This window comes from Nitrosospira sp. TNL300 (assembly GCF_055385915.1).
In genome coordinates this window covers 1,350,935-1,366,475 of record NZ_AP041005.1, presented here as the reverse complement: position 1 = coordinate 1,366,475, position 15,541 = coordinate 1,350,935, and the positions used below count along the sequence as shown (strand labels likewise).

Below are 15,541 nucleotides of genomic sequence, written 5' to 3'. Positions count from 1 at the left end.
AAAGAAATGCTATCATAGGTCTGAACGGGTATCTTGCAGCCGGCAAACTTGTGAAATCCTTTTAATGCATTCACATTTCTTTCAGTATACCCAGGCCACGCCCGACTTCATGAGACTTTCTCTCTTCTACTAGCCTACTAGCGGATGCAAAGTCCCCCGCCACAGTTCAACCAAAACCACCTTCTAGCCGCTCTGCCCCCGGCTGAACTCGAACGTCTGAAATCCCATCTGGAACTGATTCATATGCCACTTGGCGATGTGCTGTGCGAATCCGGTGGGCGCCTCTCCCATGTCTATTTTCCTACGTCGGCCATCATTTCTCTGCACTATATTCTGGAAAATGGTTCATCGTCAGAAGTTGCTGGCGTAGGGAATGAGGGTATGTTGGGCATTTCGTTGTTCATGGGCGGTGAGAACACGCCTACCTGGGCAACGGTTCAGACGGCTGGCTACTGTTACCGCCTGAAGGGCGCTCTCCTGCTGCAGGAGTTCAATCAGGGAGGCCCGCTGCAGCGCGTATTGCTGCGCTATACCCAGGCGCTCATTACACAGATCTCCCAGACCGCTGTATGCAATCGACATCACACGATCGAACAGCAGTTGTGCCGCTGGTTGCTGCTGACGCTCGATCGATTGAACTCCCAGGAACTGGTCATGACTCAGGAACTCATTGCCAGTATGCTGGGCGTGCGCCGTGAGGGCATTACCGAGGCTGCTGGCAAGTTGCAACACGCCGAAATCATCCGCTACCGTCGAGGACATATTACCGTCCTCAACCGCGTAGGGCTGCAGGAACATGTCTGCGAATGCTATGACGTCGTCAAGAAGGAGTTTGATCGCCTCTTTCGTGACGTGCGAAAGCCCTAACTGTCGGCCTTTTCTCCCCCTTCGCCCCTGAGTTCTGCATCCCCCTACCGCATTTATCTCAGTTTATTTCAGTTCAGGCGGCACCCAAATCCGCACTCGGTTGCAGGTACTCGCTGCAGCCCTCCCAGTGTGCGCTGACGTACCGAACCGTGGTATGGGCAGAAGTATCATGAATCTGTCTTCTTCTGCTGCAGAACCAGGAACTCGTCTTCCCATGAAAGTCCGTACCAGACAAATACTATCGGTCTCCGGCGTTGCATTGCTGCTGCTTGTCATAGCATTCGTCCTATGGTTCGACTGGAATATGCTAAAACCCTATATCGAACGGCAGGTTACGGAGAAGACAGGCCGTGAATTTACAATTCGCGGCGATCTCGATGTAAACCTTTCGCTCAATCCCCTCGTCAGCGTTGAAGGACTCTCGCTTGCAAATGCCGAGTGGGGAACCGAACAACCCATGGTTGCCGTGGATAAGGTTGCTGTGCGAATCAGTCTATGGGACCTCCTGTCCGGCGACATCGTGTTGCCCGAGCTATCCATCACGCGGCCCCGGGTACTCCTGGAAAAAAGTATGGATGGGAAGCGAAATTGGGACCTGAAAAAAGAAGAAAAAAAGATGGAACTGCCTCAAATTGGCCAATTCACTTTGGATCAGGGAAAAGTCCTCTTCCGTGATCCGAAGACCAAGACAGATATAGCAGCCGATGTATTCACGGATTCAGCGATGGATGCCAGAGAACTGCCCCTTCATGTGGCAGCGGAAGGTAAATTTACCGACCTGAAATTCACAATGAGAGCCCAAGGTGGCAAGATAATGTCACTTGCGGATAAGGCTGTTCCCTATCCGATCAAAGCAAGTGCCGAGGTCGGAACAACGCGCGCAAGTGCAGACGGGACGATCAAAGGGCTGGCCGAGATGGCGGAAGTGGACTTGAAGCTGGATTTACACGGAGAGGATTTATCGGCGCTCTACCCGGTAACCGGCATCGTCATTTTCCCCTCGCCGCCATACCATATTTCCGGGAGAGTATTGCACCATGACACCGAGTGGTCCATGAAGGGACTTTCCGGAAAAGTGGGCAACAGCGATCTTGGCGGCAACATCCTGTTCGAAATGGGTGGCGAACGTCCCCTGCTTCGCGGCGACTTGGTATCGAAAGTTCTCGACCTGGGTGATCTTCAGGGTTTTATTGGGGCGCGGCGAGGCCCCCAACCACAGGATACGCCCGCGGAAAAGAAGGAAAAAAAGGAATCAATAAAGGAACAGCGGCATCGTCTTCTACCGGACCAGGAGTTCCGGGTGGATCGCCTGAAAGCAATGGACGCCGACGTAAAGTTCAGTGGAGAATCGATCCGCAACAAGGAACTGCCGGTGGAGCATCTCGTAAGTCGCCTGAAAATCGACGATGGGTTGTTGACGCTGGATCCTGTCAACTTTGCTGTTGCCGGCGGGAATATCGTTTCCAATATCAAGATAAATGCGCGCAAGGAGGTGCCTGACGGCGAAGTCAAAATTGAAGTCAAGCGCCTGCAACTGCCGAAGCTCTTTCCCAAGCTCGAAATCACGAAGAGCAGCACGGGTCTGATCGGCGGTGCAATGGATATCAAAAGTCACGGCAAGTCCGTCGGTGCATTGCTGGGTTCGGCCGATGGTGATTTTGGGCTGATCATGTCTGGCGGTCAGATCAGCAAGCTGTTGCTGGAAGTGATCGGACTTGATGGGGGCCAGATCATCAAGCTCCTGTTTGCCGGAGACAAAAACGTGCCGGTAAGGTGCGGGGTAATCGACTTTGATATCAAGAAAGGCATCATGAGCAGCAAAGCTTTCGTTATTGACACCACCGATACCAAAATTGTCGGTGAAGGACAGATAAGCCTAGCTGAAGAAACGATTGACATGAAACTATCTCCCCAAGCCAAAGATGTCAGCATCCTGAGCCTTCGCACCCCTATTCACATAGAAGGCACCTTCAAGGATCCCACAATCCTTCCCGACAAGATACTGGCCATACGCGCGGGGGCAGCGGTCTTACTGGGAGTTCTTGCGACACCTTTAGCAGCACTCATCCCGACCATTGAAACCGGACTGGCCGAGGACGCCAATTGCAGGGCGTTGATCGCTTCAGTGGAAACGCCAGCGAAGCGCGCGGCTGGAGTCAAAGATAAGAAAGGCGAGGATCATTCCAAAGCGTCCAGGTCAAAGTAATACCAGGGAATATTTCTGATATGGCTGCCTCCCCTGCTTATCTTGCTTGCTCGCCTCCCACTCAGGGAGCGCACTTTCGGTCTTGGTGTGCAAGCGAACGGAGTAAAAATTACAACTGTAGAAAATTGACTATTTTCTGCGAAATGATAGGCAATGGTAAGAAAGCGCTTCAATGACCTGGTCTTGTCTCCTACTCATTAACCAGATTATCGAAAAGAACCGCAAATCTTCCAACAATTGGGGAAGACAATATGCCCGGATACGGGCTTAACCAGATCAGCGAGAGAGCCATGACCAATGATACCGAGAAGGACGAGAAAAAAGGCAATGACATTCCAAAGCAGCATCAACCACGCCAACCCGGGCTGCAAACTGAAATGCACCCTCAACCTGATTCCAGCATGGCCGAGTATCATGGAAGCGGTAAACTGGAGTCAAAAGTTGCGATCATTACCGGGGGGGATAGTGGCATTGGACGATCTATTGCCATTGCTTTCGCAAAGGAGGGAGCAGATATTGCAATCGCATATCTCGAAGAGCATGAGGACGCTCGACATACTAAAGAAGAAATCGAGAAATGTGGAAGAAAATGCATTTTAGTAGCGGGTGATGTGGGGGACGAAAAATTCTGTGCTGAGGTAGTGAAAAAAACGCTTTCCACCTTTCATCATGTCGAGATACTCGTGAATAACTCCGCCGAGCAGCATGTTCAGGAAAGCATTCTCGATATCGATAAGGCGCAACTCGAGAAAACCTTCGGCACGAACATATTTTCCATGTTCCATATGGTGAAAGCCGTGCTTCCGCACCTGAAAAAAGGAGCACGCATCATCAATACCACCTCTGTCACCGCCTACAAGGGAAGTCCCCATCTGGTTGATTACTCCGCCACCAAGGGTGCCATTGTCGCGTTTACCCGCTCCCTGTCGCTCCAGTTGATCGAGCAGGGAATACACGTAAATGCGGTTGCGCCCGGTCCCATATGGACTCCGTTGATACCTGCCACTTTTCCTCCGGATAAAGTCGACGATTTTGGAAAGAACGTTCCGATGAAACGCCCTGGACAGCCTGATGAAGTCGCCCCCTGTTATGTCTTTCTGGCCTCTCAGGACTGCTCCTACATGTCCGGACAGGTGCTGCATCCTAATGGCGGCAATATCGTAAACGGCTAGAAAATAACTGCGAAACGTGGGAAGTTTCTCCTGATATGATAGGCGTCGCAGGAATAGTACTATTCAACAGGATATATAAATTCCGTCTCGAGATGGAAGGAAGGAGCCGAGATGTTCAATTTAGGGTCGATGTTCAACCTGGGCCCCTCCGAGCCAGTAGTGGGCAAGGCGAGCATTCTTCTTGAATGTCCGGCCAGACAGGCGTTCAAATTTATTGGTGAAAATCTCTTTTTGAACTACCCCAGATGGTCACCGGAGGTGAAAGAACTCGAGCAACTCACCGGTGGTCCGGTCTGCCTCGGAACTATCGCGCGGCAGGTGCGAGTTGACCAGGGACATCGTTCGGAATCAAAGTTCAGGATTACGATTTATGAGCCCGATCGCCGTCTGGCATTCGCAGGCATCTCCGACCCCTTTCGCTGCATCTACGAGTTGCAGGACGAGCATCATCCAGGCTCAGCCAAGCTTTTTTTTAAGTTCGAATTACTCGAGATCCAGATGGTAATGCGCCCATTTGAACCAATGATCAGGACCGCGGTGCAGAGCGGCGCGGAACGAACAGTACAAAATATAAAGCGCCTGGTAGAAAGCGAACCAGTCGCGTGAGCTAACGTGTCTCCATCATTCCCGCCCGAGGAATCCGCAATGGTCCAAAATTCCATGAACACACCCAAGCAGATAGAAGACGACCGGCCCCTCTGGGATGTCGTGCTTGGAGTCTATGGCTACCCTGCATTACTGCTGGCGCACAAGCTGAAAATATTTCCCCTGCTCGCCGACGGGCCGCTGCCGCTCACCGCAATCTGCGACAAGTTGAATATCAAGGCGCGGCCCGCTGAAGCCATTTTAACCACTGCAACCGCAGCCGGTTTCTTATCCTTTCAGAATGGCCGCTACTCCCTCACGCCAATTGCGGAGCACTATCTGCTGGAAACCAGTCCAAACTATTTCGGCTATTTCTGGGATCTGATGATCGACGACGATCAGGTACACTCCTTTGCCAGCCTGAAAAAAGCAATTCTTTCGGATAGTCCCCAGGTTTATGGAGGGGCAGGCATATATCATCAATCTCCCGAGGAGCAGGCGGAGCAAGTACGCAGGTTTAGCCGCGGCATGTACAGTTTCAGTATTACCTCGGCCCTCTACTGGCCAGGTATCCTTGATCTGTCCAACCACCAGACAATGCTCGATATCGGAGGAAGCTCAGGCGCTCATTCAATTGGAGCCGTATCAAAATGGCCGCAGTTGCAGGCCATCGTTTTTGATTTCCCGCTTGTCTGCGAGATCGCCCAGGAATTCATCGCCCGCCATGGTCTGCAGGATCGTATCCGGACACAGGAAGGAAACATGTGGAGCGACACGTTGCCTGCAGCCGATCTTCACTTTTATTCCACGGTCTACAATGACTGGCCTCCGGAAAAATGTAATTTCCTCACCGCTAAAAGCTTCAACAGTCTTCCTTCCGGAGGCCGCATCATCATCCATGGCATGCTTTACAACGATGAAAAGACTGGACCGTTTGCGGCCGGGGCCTTCAGCATGCTGATGATGGGATGGACGGAAGGCAGATCATATTCTGGCAGGGAGCTTTCAACAATGCTGACGGACGCGGGATTTCAGGACATCGAAGTGCATCCTGCCTTCGGTTACTACAGCCTGGTTACAGGAGTGAAGCCCTGAGATCTGTCCTGATAGCGCCCTTCATGCCTTGGATGAAGGGTTGAATTCCAGCTTTTTCATGGCAGGAACTATCGACTGATTCATCTCTGCGTAGTCGGCCCAGGGGTCATTACCCTTATCCAGGCGTTCATGAATATTGGAGGCGGACCAGCGCGCACTGCTTTTCAGCGAGGAGAGTTCTTCCCATGCCAATGGTACAGAAACGCCCAATCCGGGCCGTGCGCGTACTGACCAGGCAGATACGGTGGTGGCTCCGAACCCATTGCGCAGGTAATCGATGAAGATCTTTCCCACCCGGTTGCGCGGGCCGCTTTTTGCGGCGAAACGTGTCGGAATGGTTTTGGCCAGATGCTGTACGATGGCTTGGGAGAAACCTTTCACCGTATCCCAATCGTGCAGCCTCCTGATCGGCACGATGATGTGCAAGCCTTTACCCCCGCTCGTTTTCAGGAAAGATTTCAACCCCAGTTCCTTGAGAAAGACATTGACGAGCTGTGCTGCCTCCTGGATGAGTGGCCATTCGACTCCGCTGCCGGGATCCAGATCGAACGTGATTCTGTCAGGCTTGCCAATGGCATTCCTGGTGGCGTTCCACGTATGGAACTCGATCACGTTCATTTGCGCTGCGGAAAGAAGGCCTTCAGCGGTTGAGATTTCGAGCAGCGGAGGGTGGTCAGGGTCGAGCGACGGATCAAGCTGCTCGACCCCCGGCATGTTCTCTTTCTCCCAATGCTTCTGAAAAAAGAGCTCGCGCGATACACCTTCGGGGGCGCGCACGAGCGAGACCGGGCGCTGTGCGAGGTGGGGCAACATCAAAGGCGCTACCAGTGAGTAGTAGCGTATGAGATCGATCTTTGTAAACCCGGTGGAGGGATCGATGACGCGGTCCGGGTTCGTCACTTTCAGGGATTTTGGAATGGCGCTTGCAGACGCGGATTTCGCGACAGGATGCACGGGCTTCTCGCGAACAATGACGTCCGCCTTTTTGTCCGATCTCAAACCGTGGAATACCGAGTGGCGAATGTGACCTCCTCGCGTCCATTCACCGAAGGAGACTTCTGCGATCAGCCGGGGCTCGACCCAGTGCGCGTTTTTATCGATGCCACTCGCTTTCACAAAGGGGCAATCTTCCGAAGCAATCCTGTCCAGCTTTGACTTGAGGTCCTGCAGCGTCTTATCGCTGAATCCCGCGCCCACATTTCCCGCATATCTGAGTTTTCGGTCTTCATCATAAAAGCCGAGCAGCAAAGATCCGATACCCTTTCGCGTACCTTTAGGATCTGTATACCCGCCGATAACGAATTCCTGGCGGTTTTTACATTTGAGCTTTATCCAGTCCTGAGAGCGGCGCGAGACATAAACGGAGGTTTTGCGTTTGCCGATCACGCCCTCCAGTCCAAGCTGGCAAGCGGAATCGAGAATTTCTGCTGGAGAGGCATTGAAAACATCGCTGAAGCGTATTTCGTCAGGAATGGGTGCCTCAAACAGCTTTTGCAGTAACGTGCGGCGTTCGACAAGGGAAGCATCCCGCAAATCGTACCCATCATAGAAGGGCACATCGAAGAGGTAATAAATGATGCGCTCGGTATGCGCACTGTCGAAGGCATTCTGCAACGACTGGAAATCGGGAAGGCCATTTGCGTCCAGCACCGCAATTTCCCCATCGAGCCACCCCGACTTCAATCTCATCTTCCCTATTGCTTTTACCAGATGCGGCAGCTTGCGGGACCAGTCGTTTCCGTTCCGCGTTATGAGGCGAACTTCTCCTCCCTCTATTCTGCTCAACATCCGGTACCCGTCGAACTTGATTTCGTAAATCCATTCTTCCGGATCGACAGGAGGTTCATCCACAAGCGTGGCGAGCTCCGGCGTTAAGGTGCGCGGAAGCTCGGCCTTGCGCGCATTGTCCGGCAAGGCCGTTTTCGTTCCCTTCCGCGATATCGAGCTGCCTTTGAATGATCCGCTTTCCAACGTTGCGGGAGCTTTGGAAGGCTCTGGCAGGTCGAGTTCGGCCACACTGTCCGGCATTTCGTCCACCACGCTGTACTCCCGCGACGAACGGACATATTCATCTTTTTCTTTTATCAACAGCCAGGGTTCCTGCTTTTTGTTTTCCTCCTTTCTCATGCGCACCAGGGCCCAGTGCCCTTTCAGCTTGAACCCGCGCAGCTCGAATTTCAGCTTGCCGTCACGATACCCCTTGTGGGGATCTTCGAGAGGAAGCCAGGTTCCCTTATCCCAAATAATGACTTTACCGGCGCCATACTGACCTGAGGGTATCTCGCCTTCAAAACTGTTATAGGAAACGGGATGGTCTTCGACGTGGACCGCCATGCGTTTGTCGTTAGGGTCGAAACTGGGGCCTTTGGGGACGGCCCAGCTCTTCATCGTTCCCTCCAGTTCCAGCCTGAAGTCGTAGTGCAGACGCGTTGCCCAGTGCTTCTGGACAACAAAGGACAAAACCTTGGCAGTGCTCTTGATGGCTGTCTTGCCGCTGGCAATCCCGCTCGGCTCGGGTGTTATCGAGAAATCACGTTTGGCACGGTAAGTTTTAAGCGAGTCCTCATTTCTCATTCTATGGAATCCGCCCTATACTGCCCGGCGCTTATGCGCGCCGCGGGCAGGTGCAGATGAGGCAGTCGTCGACCTGACGGGCTTTCTGGCAGGTCTCCGGTCACGGTCTTCGTTATCTGTGTGCTTCTTCAAGCTGCGCTGGAGCAATTCAGTGAGATCGAGTATTTGCGCGCCGCCACGCTGTAACTCGACTTCTTCCGGCTGAGCCACGGTCTGTATATCACCCGTTTCGACCTTCTCCTTCACGAGTTTCATGATTTCGTCCTTGAACGAATCATGAAATTCATCCGGGTCCCATTTGCCGCTCATATCCATCACCAACTGCTCAGCCATTTTCAATTCTTTATCGGTAATGCCGGCCTCCTTGGCGCCCTCGGCCGGAAAACTCAGGTTTTCCCAACTGCGGATTTCATTCCCCCACCGCAACAGATTAAGAACCAATGCGCGGCCGGACGGAATAAGAGCGGCAAGGTGCTGTTTTGTCTGGATAATCACTCGAGCAATGCCGACGCGCTCGGTCCTGGACAGGGTTTCACGCAAAAGCGCATAAACCTTTTCGCCTTTATTGGCGGGTGTGACATAGTAGGGACGCTCCAGATAGATGAAGGGAATATCGGCTGCCGGTACGAACATTTCGATCGCAATCGTCTGCGTGGCCTTGGGATAAGCGGAGGCAATCTCCTCCTGGCTCAAAACCACGTAATGATCATCCTCGTACTCGATTCCCTTGACGATATCTTCCTTATCGATCTCTTTCCCGGTCCTCTTGTTGATGCGTTTATAGCCGACGGGATCCATGCTGCGCTTGTCCAGCCAGTCGAAATTCAAACCCTGCTCTGCCGTTGCAGCATGAAGGGCTACGGGAATATGCACCAGTCCAAAACTGATGGCGCCCTTCCATAAAGCCCGGGTTGAAGCAGATGCAACCATGATTGATCGGAGAAGTGAACCCCTTTTCAGAGGCAAATATCCAAATATAGATCATGCTCTTCCCTCCTCCATTTGTATGTGCGATTGCGCACCCTGGAAAATACAAGCCTTTTCCACTCTGCCACTCTGATTTGTGTTCTTTCGAACGGAACTGCTGGTCTATGGATGAGATGATCGGAACTGGAGGCGAACCCCTGATCGCGGGGTGCGAAAAAGCTGTGTCGGGCAGCATATCGGCCTTCATGCCCTTTAACGCTCTTTAACGCTCTTTAACGCTCTTTAACGCTCTTTAACGCTCTTTAACGCTCTTTAACGCTTTTTAACGCTCTTTAACGCTTTTTATGCATTTAATTTAACATAATACATAATCTACATAATATCGACTGGAGCACAGCTTGTTTTCAGGAGCATCAGAGGAATATGGATTACTTCAATTTGCTACAGTGGCCTGCCATGGTGATCAATATTCTTTCGGTCTGGCTCCTGACCTACCAGACCAGGCGGATGCGTCATGCCGGTTTTCTGCTTTCTCTCATCAGCAATGTGTTATGGGTAATCTGGGGATGGCACATCGAAGCATTCGCGGTTCTCGGTCTCCAGCTTGCCCTGGCAACAATCAATATCCGCGGAGCTCGAAAGACCGACTGAATAATCCGGAACAAGCGCACAAGCACATCCTGTTCGCAATTCCGCCCGATCCGTTGCTTCAGAATACGTAACCCACTTTCACTGTCTGTCCTTTCCCCTGCAATAACCCTCCATCACACCCAGCTTTGGGGTCGAATTCCCCCATTGAATTCCTCGTTAATATAAGGGTTTTTTCAAGACCGTGTCCGTAATTTAGGTTATGATAACCTCGTAGTCTGTGGCCCAATTTATGCGAACTCTCTTTGCCTATTGCATGCTTTCCCCGAGGCGTACTGCATACGTCCTGGTTGCGCTTCTGGCGGCAGGCATTGCAGAAGGCTTGAGCCTCACTGCCCTCCTTCCACTCCTTTCGATCGCTGTCGGCGATTCCGCCAGTTCGGACATGGGTCGGCACATCGCCGAAGTTCTCCAGAACATCGGGATTTCTCCCACCATAGGCGCCATGCTGCTGATCATCGTGGGAGGAATGATCCTCAAAAGCCTCATATTATTGATGGCGAATAGGCAGGTCGGTTATGCGGTCGCCCATGTGGCAACCGTCCTCCGCCTCGAACTGATCGACGCGCTGCTTGCCAGCCGCTGGCAGTATTACCTGCGCCAGCCGATGGGTTCCCTGGCTAATTCCGTCGCCACCGAAGCCTACCGGGCAGCCAATGGCTTTGAGCACAGCGTTACTGTACTCGCGCTGGCCGTACAGGTTGTCGTCTACGGAACCGTGGCCATGTTTATTTCATGGGAGGCCACCCTTACTTCCATTCTGGCGGGCATCATCATGATGCAGGTGCTGCACCGGTTGATTCGTGCGACACGCAAGGCGGGAACCAGGCAGACTCACCTGCTGCGAAACCTGCTGACGTATCTTTCGGATGTGCTCGTTTCAGTAAAATCGCTCAAGGCCATGGCGAGAGACAATGTAGCCGAAGCGATCCTGCGCGACCAGACCCAGCAACTGGAAAAGGCTACCCGGCGGGAAATCATCGCGCGTGAAGCCCTGATGGCCCTGCAGGAGCCTATCCTCGCCACACTGATGGCAATCGGCCTTTATCTGGCCTTGGAAGTATGGGGGCTCTCGTTGCCCTCGGTGATGGTGATGGTCTTTCTTCTGACTCGGCTCCTCAGTTTGCTCAATAAAACGCAGAGGAAATACCAGAATCTGATGGCGCAGGAAAGCGCCTACTGGGCCTTGCGTACCGCTGTTGCAGAAGCGCGCGCCGCAGCGGAAAGAACATCAGGCACGCGCGAACCGACGCTTGAAAAAGGCATCAGCCTGCGCCACGTCAATTTCGATTACGACACCAAGCCGATTTTTCAGGACCTGAATCTCGAAATCCCGGTCAGGTCGTTCACCACCATAGCCGGACCGTCGGGAGTCGGCAAAAGCACCATGCTGGATCTCCTGTGCGGCCTGGCGGACCCCAAATCAGGCGAAATCCTGGTGGATGACGTGCCCATGCGTGACATCAATCCACGTGTCTGGCGCCGCATGATCGGATATGTCGCCCAGGAGAACGTCCTGCTGCATGACAGTATTCTCAATAATATTCTCGTCGGCGCCCCCGAACTGACTGAAGCGGATGCGGAAAGAGCCCTGCGCCAGGCTGGCGCATGGGAGTTCGTCAGTGGATTGCCGGATGGCCTCTATACCATCGTCGGTGAGCGTGGCGGCCTGTTATCCGGAGGGCAGCGCCAACGCATTGCGATTGCCCGGGCGCTGGCTCATCGGCCTCTCTTTCTGGTACTGGATGAACCGACGAGTGCACTCGATCCGGAAAGTGAACGACTTGTCTGTGAAACACTGCGAAACCTCACACAGGAACTCACGATTGTTGCCGTCTCCCACCAGCCAGCGCTGATCAGCGCAGCGGATGTGATTTTTGCGCTTTCCAAGGGAAAAGCGGAACGGATGCAGCCGGCGGAGGCAGCTCGTTACGCACCCGCGGGACGGGATACTTCCTCCCTGTCTCACAGGGAAGCGGCTTTCGTTTCGCGTTAAGCGATCAACGGCTGCTTACCTGAGTCTTCGTCTCCATCTGTCCCAATCTTTGTCCTCCCCTGTTCACCCTGAACCCTTCGTCTCCGTTCGCCCTGATCCCGAGTCTGTCGAAGGATCGAAGGCGCGAACAGTGCCCAGAACAAGCCCCTTACAGGCTCAGGACAGGCCCTCTGGCAGGCTCAGGACAAGTGAATCGACGAGTCGGCAAAGAGAAGTTGATCAATCCTATTTTGCGAACACGAAGCAGGTTTCACCCCAATTTCGGGTGGTTTTGAGTCTGACTTTCAAACCCGCCTGTTCCATCAGCGCTACCGCTTCCTGCTGCTCCTCGACTGTCCCCAGCTCGACGATGACGGACCTCAGTGCCGGATTCCTGAGCACATTCCCGGCGCCCCGGATGATGGCTATCTCGATGCCATCCACATCGATTTTGATGTAATTGGGATAGGGGAATCCCCATTTTGAACATAAGTCATCGAGTGTCACGCCGAACATGCCCTGAATATGCGCGGCGGGTTTTTTCATATTCTTCAAATCTTCTTTTCCGAACTGGGAACGGTTTCCGCCGCCTATGAATTTGGGAATATAAAGTTTCGAAAAGCCTTCCTCTCCGGAAACAGCCACGCAATAGGAGGTAATATTTTTCTCGAGCTTGTTGAGGTAAATGTTTTTATTCAATAAATAATAATTGGCGCATTGGGGCTCGAACGAATATACATGGATGTCCTTCCCGTATTTCTTTGCTGGATACAGGGAATACTGGCCGATATTCGCGCCCAGATCGAAGAAGCAGGAACCGGGTTCAAAACTGTCAAGCCAGTCCAGGGTATCAGGTTCTTTCATGGAATACGTTTTTGCCCGCTGGAGTGTCCGAAAGTTATCCACCCCGATACGTATGGGTTGACCCTTGACATTGACTTTCGTGTAGCCCCCCTTCAATCTGTACAGCGCTACCGCGCATCCGGATAAAACATCCATGAAAAATGAAGACATCTACGCCGACCGTAATTTGTTAGTAGAGATGAAAACAGAAAACAGGTGAAGGGCGAAGGATATCCGGTTTATGGTCCCTGACGTTTCCCCTGAAAATCGGTACAGGTTAAAACTGGAGGTAGGATTGCTTCCAAGGCCTCATGAGAGGCAAAGGAGAAGCGATGAAGAAGTCGAGATTCACAGAGGAGCAAATCATTTATGCGCTGCGACTGGCCGATAGCGGCACAGCGGTGGTCGATGTGTGCCGGCAGATCGGTGTGTCTGAGGCCACGTTCTACACGTGGAAGAAGAAGTACGCGGATTTGGGTGTGAGCGAGCTGCGCAGGCTCAAGCAGATCGAGGATGAGAATGTTCGGCTGCGACGTATCGTGGCGGACCTGACGCTGGACAAGCAGATTCTGCAGGAGGTGGTGCGAAAAAAGCTCTGAAGGCTGCCAAGCGGCGCGAGCTGGCAGCCTGGATGCAGGAGCGCTTCAAAATCAGTGTGCAGAGATCATGCCGCCTGGCGCAGCTAGCGCGTTCGGTTTGGTATGCCAGGAGCAGGGCGCGTGATCAAAGTGCGCTATGCCAGCGCATTCGCGATATCGCCATGAGCCGTCCCAGGTTCGGCTACCTGCGGGTGCTGGTGATGCTCAAGCGCGAAGGCTGGCAAGTGGGGAAGAAGCGTGTATATCGGCTCTATCGCCAGCAAGGCCTGCAACTGCGCATGAAGGTCAAGCGCCGCAAGCGCATTGCGCTGCTGCGCGGCAGGCCTCAGGCACCCACCGGCCCGAATCAGCATTGGAGCATGGATTTCGTCCACGACCAGATGCTCGATGGCCGGGCATTTCGCATCCTCACCGTCATTGATCAGTGGAGTCGCGAGAGTGTGTGCCTGGAGGCCAACTTCAGGCTGTCCGGGCGATGCGTGGGTCAAGCCCTGGACCGGCTTGCAGCACAGCGTGGATGGCCCAAAGCAATCACCGTGGACAACGGCACGGAGTTCACGTCCAAGGCCCTGGACGAGTGGGCATATCGCCGGGGGATCAAACTCGATTACACGCGGCCGGGCAAACCCACGGATAATGGGCTGATCGAATCCTTCAACGGCCGATTGCGCGATGAGTTCCTCAATGTCCACGAATTCGTTACATTGCACGATGCCCGTGAGAAACTGAAGGCTTGGCAGGACGATTACAATCACCACCGTCCCCATGGCTCACTCGGCCACCTGACCCCGAGCGAGTTCGTCAAAAAGAGGTCAGATCAAACCAACGAAGCGGTCCGCCTGTAGTTTTAAACCGTCCGGTTTTCGGGGATGACGTCATCCCGGAGCCCAGATATTTTTGCTGCAACTCCCTGGTGCGGATTATCAACAGGGTGAGCGGCTCCGCCTACAGGTTGCTCAATCATCACTTCAGCGAAAGCGGAAATCATATGCGATAGTTCTGGATTCCCTCTTTCGAGGCTTTCAAGGGAATGACGAAGGGGAACCGCCATCGAGCAAAATCACGTCTTATCCGCGGGGCGACATCCAGTCGTTGAGAATTTCTGTCTCGTAGGAAGAACCGGCTTCTGCGAGGATCGCTGAAACTTCCCCCAGACTCACACCCTTTCTTGTCAGCACACTTTTTTTGAGGAACGGGAATCGAAACTCGGTAATAAGCGGCTTCCGCAGATGAAAGGTCGACTCGACCCATTGCAGGGGTCTATGATTGTAATCAGTTTGAGCAAGAACCTGTTCCAGACTGTAGAGCGCTGAAAGACGAAAGCGACGGCTGAGAAAGCGGGAAAAACCGACTTCATATCTGCGAACAATGGCCGGCTTGAATTCCAGAACCTCGATTTCCGCGAAGAAACGAAGAAATTCATCGGAGGACACAGCTTTTTTCTTGCAGTAGAGGAAATAGGACTGCAGGTGGGGATAAAAACGAAAAGAATCCGTCATTCCCACGATATCAGCCTCGCTGCCTTCGAGTCTGGCAATGATATTGTCAATACTGAAAAGTGGGCCGAGAACGCTGTCGTTGGCTAACAGAAGGCCGCTGTGTTCGCGATATTCGGGATATTTTTCCAGCGCCGTTTTCCACCCATAGAAATCGTATCCCTTATTCTCACGGTTTATTATTGCGATACAGCATCGGGACAGCTTTTCCAGATCGCTTCCTGAAATCATGCTGCTCGAACTGATGAATACGATATCGAAGCCGGCCAGCATCAAAGCGTTGAGGTAGTAATACACGTTCTCCCTGACAACGCTATCTTTGTCGAAGCTGCAAAAAAGGCAAACAGGACGATCATAACGGGGAGATATAGCCTTTTCATACAACCTCACGAGCGGCTTTTCACCCTCCTTCTCCCGTTTAAGCAGATGAAAGGATAGGTCTCGCGCATACTTCAAGTCTTTGACTACGCCCTTCACCGCCCACTTTATGGGTAAAGCGCAATTGGGTTTGTGCCGCAATTCAGACAGCTCCTCAGATGGGACTTTCATGACCG

General features: G+C 52.9%; 12 protein-coding genes. 8 read left to right on the top strand and 4 right to left on the bottom strand.

Going from position 1 to position 15,541, the window contains the following annotated elements; all coding sequences use genetic code 11:
- Positions 1 to 144: 144 nt before the first annotated feature.
- The 5 genes from ACZ5BW_RS06225 (at position 145) to ACZ5BW_RS06205 (ending at position 5,925) form a co-directional block, all read left to right on the top strand.
- On the top strand, positions 145 to 867 hold the full coding sequence (locus ACZ5BW_RS06225; RefSeq protein WP_464543399.1) for a Crp/Fnr family transcriptional regulator: 723 nt from the start codon (positions 145 to 147) through the stop codon (positions 865 to 867).
- A gap of 214 nt (positions 868 to 1,081) precedes the next feature.
- Entirely contained in the window at positions 1,082 to 3,073 is a 1,992-nt protein-coding gene (locus ACZ5BW_RS06220; protein ID WP_464543398.1) for an AsmA family protein, read from the top strand.
- A 251-nt stretch (positions 3,074 to 3,324) separates the two neighbouring features.
- Positions 3,325 to 4,245, top strand: a complete 921-nt coding sequence (locus tag ACZ5BW_RS06215; protein ID WP_464574198.1) for an SDR family oxidoreductase — start codon at positions 3,325 to 3,327, stop codon at positions 4,243 to 4,245.
- A gap of 111 nt (positions 4,246 to 4,356) precedes the next feature.
- Complete coding sequence (locus ACZ5BW_RS06210) at positions 4,357 to 4,851, top strand: SRPBCC family protein (RefSeq protein ID WP_464543396.1); 495 nt, start codon at positions 4,357 to 4,359, stop codon at positions 4,849 to 4,851.
- Between the two features lie 39 nt (positions 4,852 to 4,890).
- Positions 4,891 to 5,925: a methyltransferase gene (locus ACZ5BW_RS06205; protein WP_464543395.1), complete on the top strand. Its 1,035-nt coding sequence runs from the start codon at positions 4,891 to 4,893 to the stop codon at positions 5,923 to 5,925.
- A 21-nt stretch (positions 5,926 to 5,946) separates the two neighbouring features.
- Here the strand turns inward: ACZ5BW_RS06205 and ligD are convergent, their stop codons facing one another.
- Positions 5,947 to 8,499 carry a DNA ligase D gene (gene ligD, locus ACZ5BW_RS06200; protein ID WP_464543394.1) on the bottom strand — a complete coding sequence of 851 codons (2,553 nt, stop codon included), beginning with the start codon at positions 8,497 to 8,499 and terminating at the stop codon, positions 5,947 to 5,949.
- A gap of 15 nt (positions 8,500 to 8,514) precedes the next feature.
- On the bottom strand, positions 8,515 to 9,429 hold the full coding sequence (gene ku / locus ACZ5BW_RS06195) for a non-homologous end joining protein Ku (protein WP_464543393.1): 915 nt from the start codon (positions 9,427 to 9,429) through the stop codon (positions 8,515 to 8,517).
- Between the two features lie 420 nt (positions 9,430 to 9,849).
- On the opposite strand from ku, the gene ACZ5BW_RS06190 reads away from it, so the two are divergent.
- Positions 9,850 to 10,077, top strand: a complete 228-nt coding sequence (locus tag ACZ5BW_RS06190) for a hypothetical protein (protein ID WP_464543392.1) — start codon at positions 9,850 to 9,852, stop codon at positions 10,075 to 10,077.
- Between the two features lie 229 nt (positions 10,078 to 10,306).
- A complete protein-coding gene (locus ACZ5BW_RS06185) occupies positions 10,307 to 12,070 on the top strand; it encodes an ABC transporter ATP-binding protein (protein ID WP_464543391.1) in 1,764 nt (587 codons plus the stop codon).
- A 225-nt stretch (positions 12,071 to 12,295) separates the two neighbouring features.
- Here ACZ5BW_RS06185 and ACZ5BW_RS06180 read toward each other — a convergent pair whose 3' ends face one another.
- Positions 12,296 to 13,063 (bottom strand): FkbM family methyltransferase, encoded by a 768-nt coding sequence (locus ACZ5BW_RS06180; protein ID WP_464543390.1) that lies wholly within the window; start codon positions 13,061 to 13,063, stop codon positions 12,296 to 12,298.
- Between the two features lie 161 nt (positions 13,064 to 13,224).
- Here ACZ5BW_RS06180 and ACZ5BW_RS06175 point away from each other — a divergent pair.
- Positions 13,225 to 14,336, top strand: a protein-coding gene (locus ACZ5BW_RS06175) for an IS3 family transposase (protein WP_464538878.1) whose coding sequence is annotated in 2 segments (ribosomal slippage) — positions 13,225 to 13,480 and positions 13,480 to 14,336 — 1,113 coding nt in all. Because the reading frame shifts where the segments join, the coding sequence is not laid out codon by codon here.
- 222 nt (positions 14,337 to 14,558) lie between these two features.
- On the opposite strand, the gene ACZ5BW_RS06170 is transcribed toward ACZ5BW_RS06175, so the two are convergent.
- The gene (locus tag ACZ5BW_RS06170) at positions 14,559 to 15,536 is read right to left on the bottom strand and encodes a rhamnan synthesis F family protein (RefSeq protein ID WP_464543389.1); all 978 of its coding nucleotides are present in this window, start codon (positions 15,534 to 15,536) and stop codon (positions 14,559 to 14,561) included.
- Between the last annotated feature and the right edge of the window lie 5 nt (positions 15,537 to 15,541).

Bases quoted from the DNA above. Each gene is read 5' to 3' on its own strand.
- ACZ5BW_RS06185 (WP_464543391.1), top strand. From the start codon at position 10,307: ATGCGAACTCTCTTTGCCTATTGCATGCTTTCCCCGAGGCGTACTGCA.
- ACZ5BW_RS06205 (WP_464543395.1), top strand. From the start codon at position 4,891: ATGGTCCAAAATTCCATGAACACACCCAAGCAGATAGAAGACGACCGG.
- ACZ5BW_RS06180 (WP_464543390.1), bottom strand. From the start codon at position 13,063: ATGTCTTCATTTTTCATGGATGTTTTATCCGGATGCGCGGTAGCGCTG.
- ACZ5BW_RS06220 (WP_464543398.1), top strand. From the start codon at position 1,082: ATGAAAGTCCGTACCAGACAAATACTATCGGTCTCCGGCGTTGCATTG.
- ACZ5BW_RS06210 (WP_464543396.1), top strand. From the start codon at position 4,357: ATGTTCAATTTAGGGTCGATGTTCAACCTGGGCCCCTCCGAGCCAGTA.
- ACZ5BW_RS06225 (WP_464543399.1), top strand. From the start codon at position 145: ATGCAAAGTCCCCCGCCACAGTTCAACCAAAACCACCTTCTAGCCGCT.
- ACZ5BW_RS06190 (WP_464543392.1), top strand. From the start codon at position 9,850: ATGGATTACTTCAATTTGCTACAGTGGCCTGCCATGGTGATCAATATT.
- ligD (WP_464543394.1), bottom strand. From the start codon at position 8,499: ATGAGAAATGAGGACTCGCTTAAAACTTACCGTGCCAAACGTGATTTC.
- ACZ5BW_RS06215 (WP_464574198.1), top strand. From the start codon at position 3,325: ATGCCCGGATACGGGCTTAACCAGATCAGCGAGAGAGCCATGACCAAT.
- ku (WP_464543393.1), bottom strand. From the start codon at position 9,429: ATGGTTGCATCTGCTTCAACCCGGGCTTTATGGAAGGGCGCCATCAGT.
- ACZ5BW_RS06170 (WP_464543389.1), bottom strand. From the start codon at position 15,536: ATGAAAGTCCCATCTGAGGAGCTGTCTGAATTGCGGCACAAACCCAAT.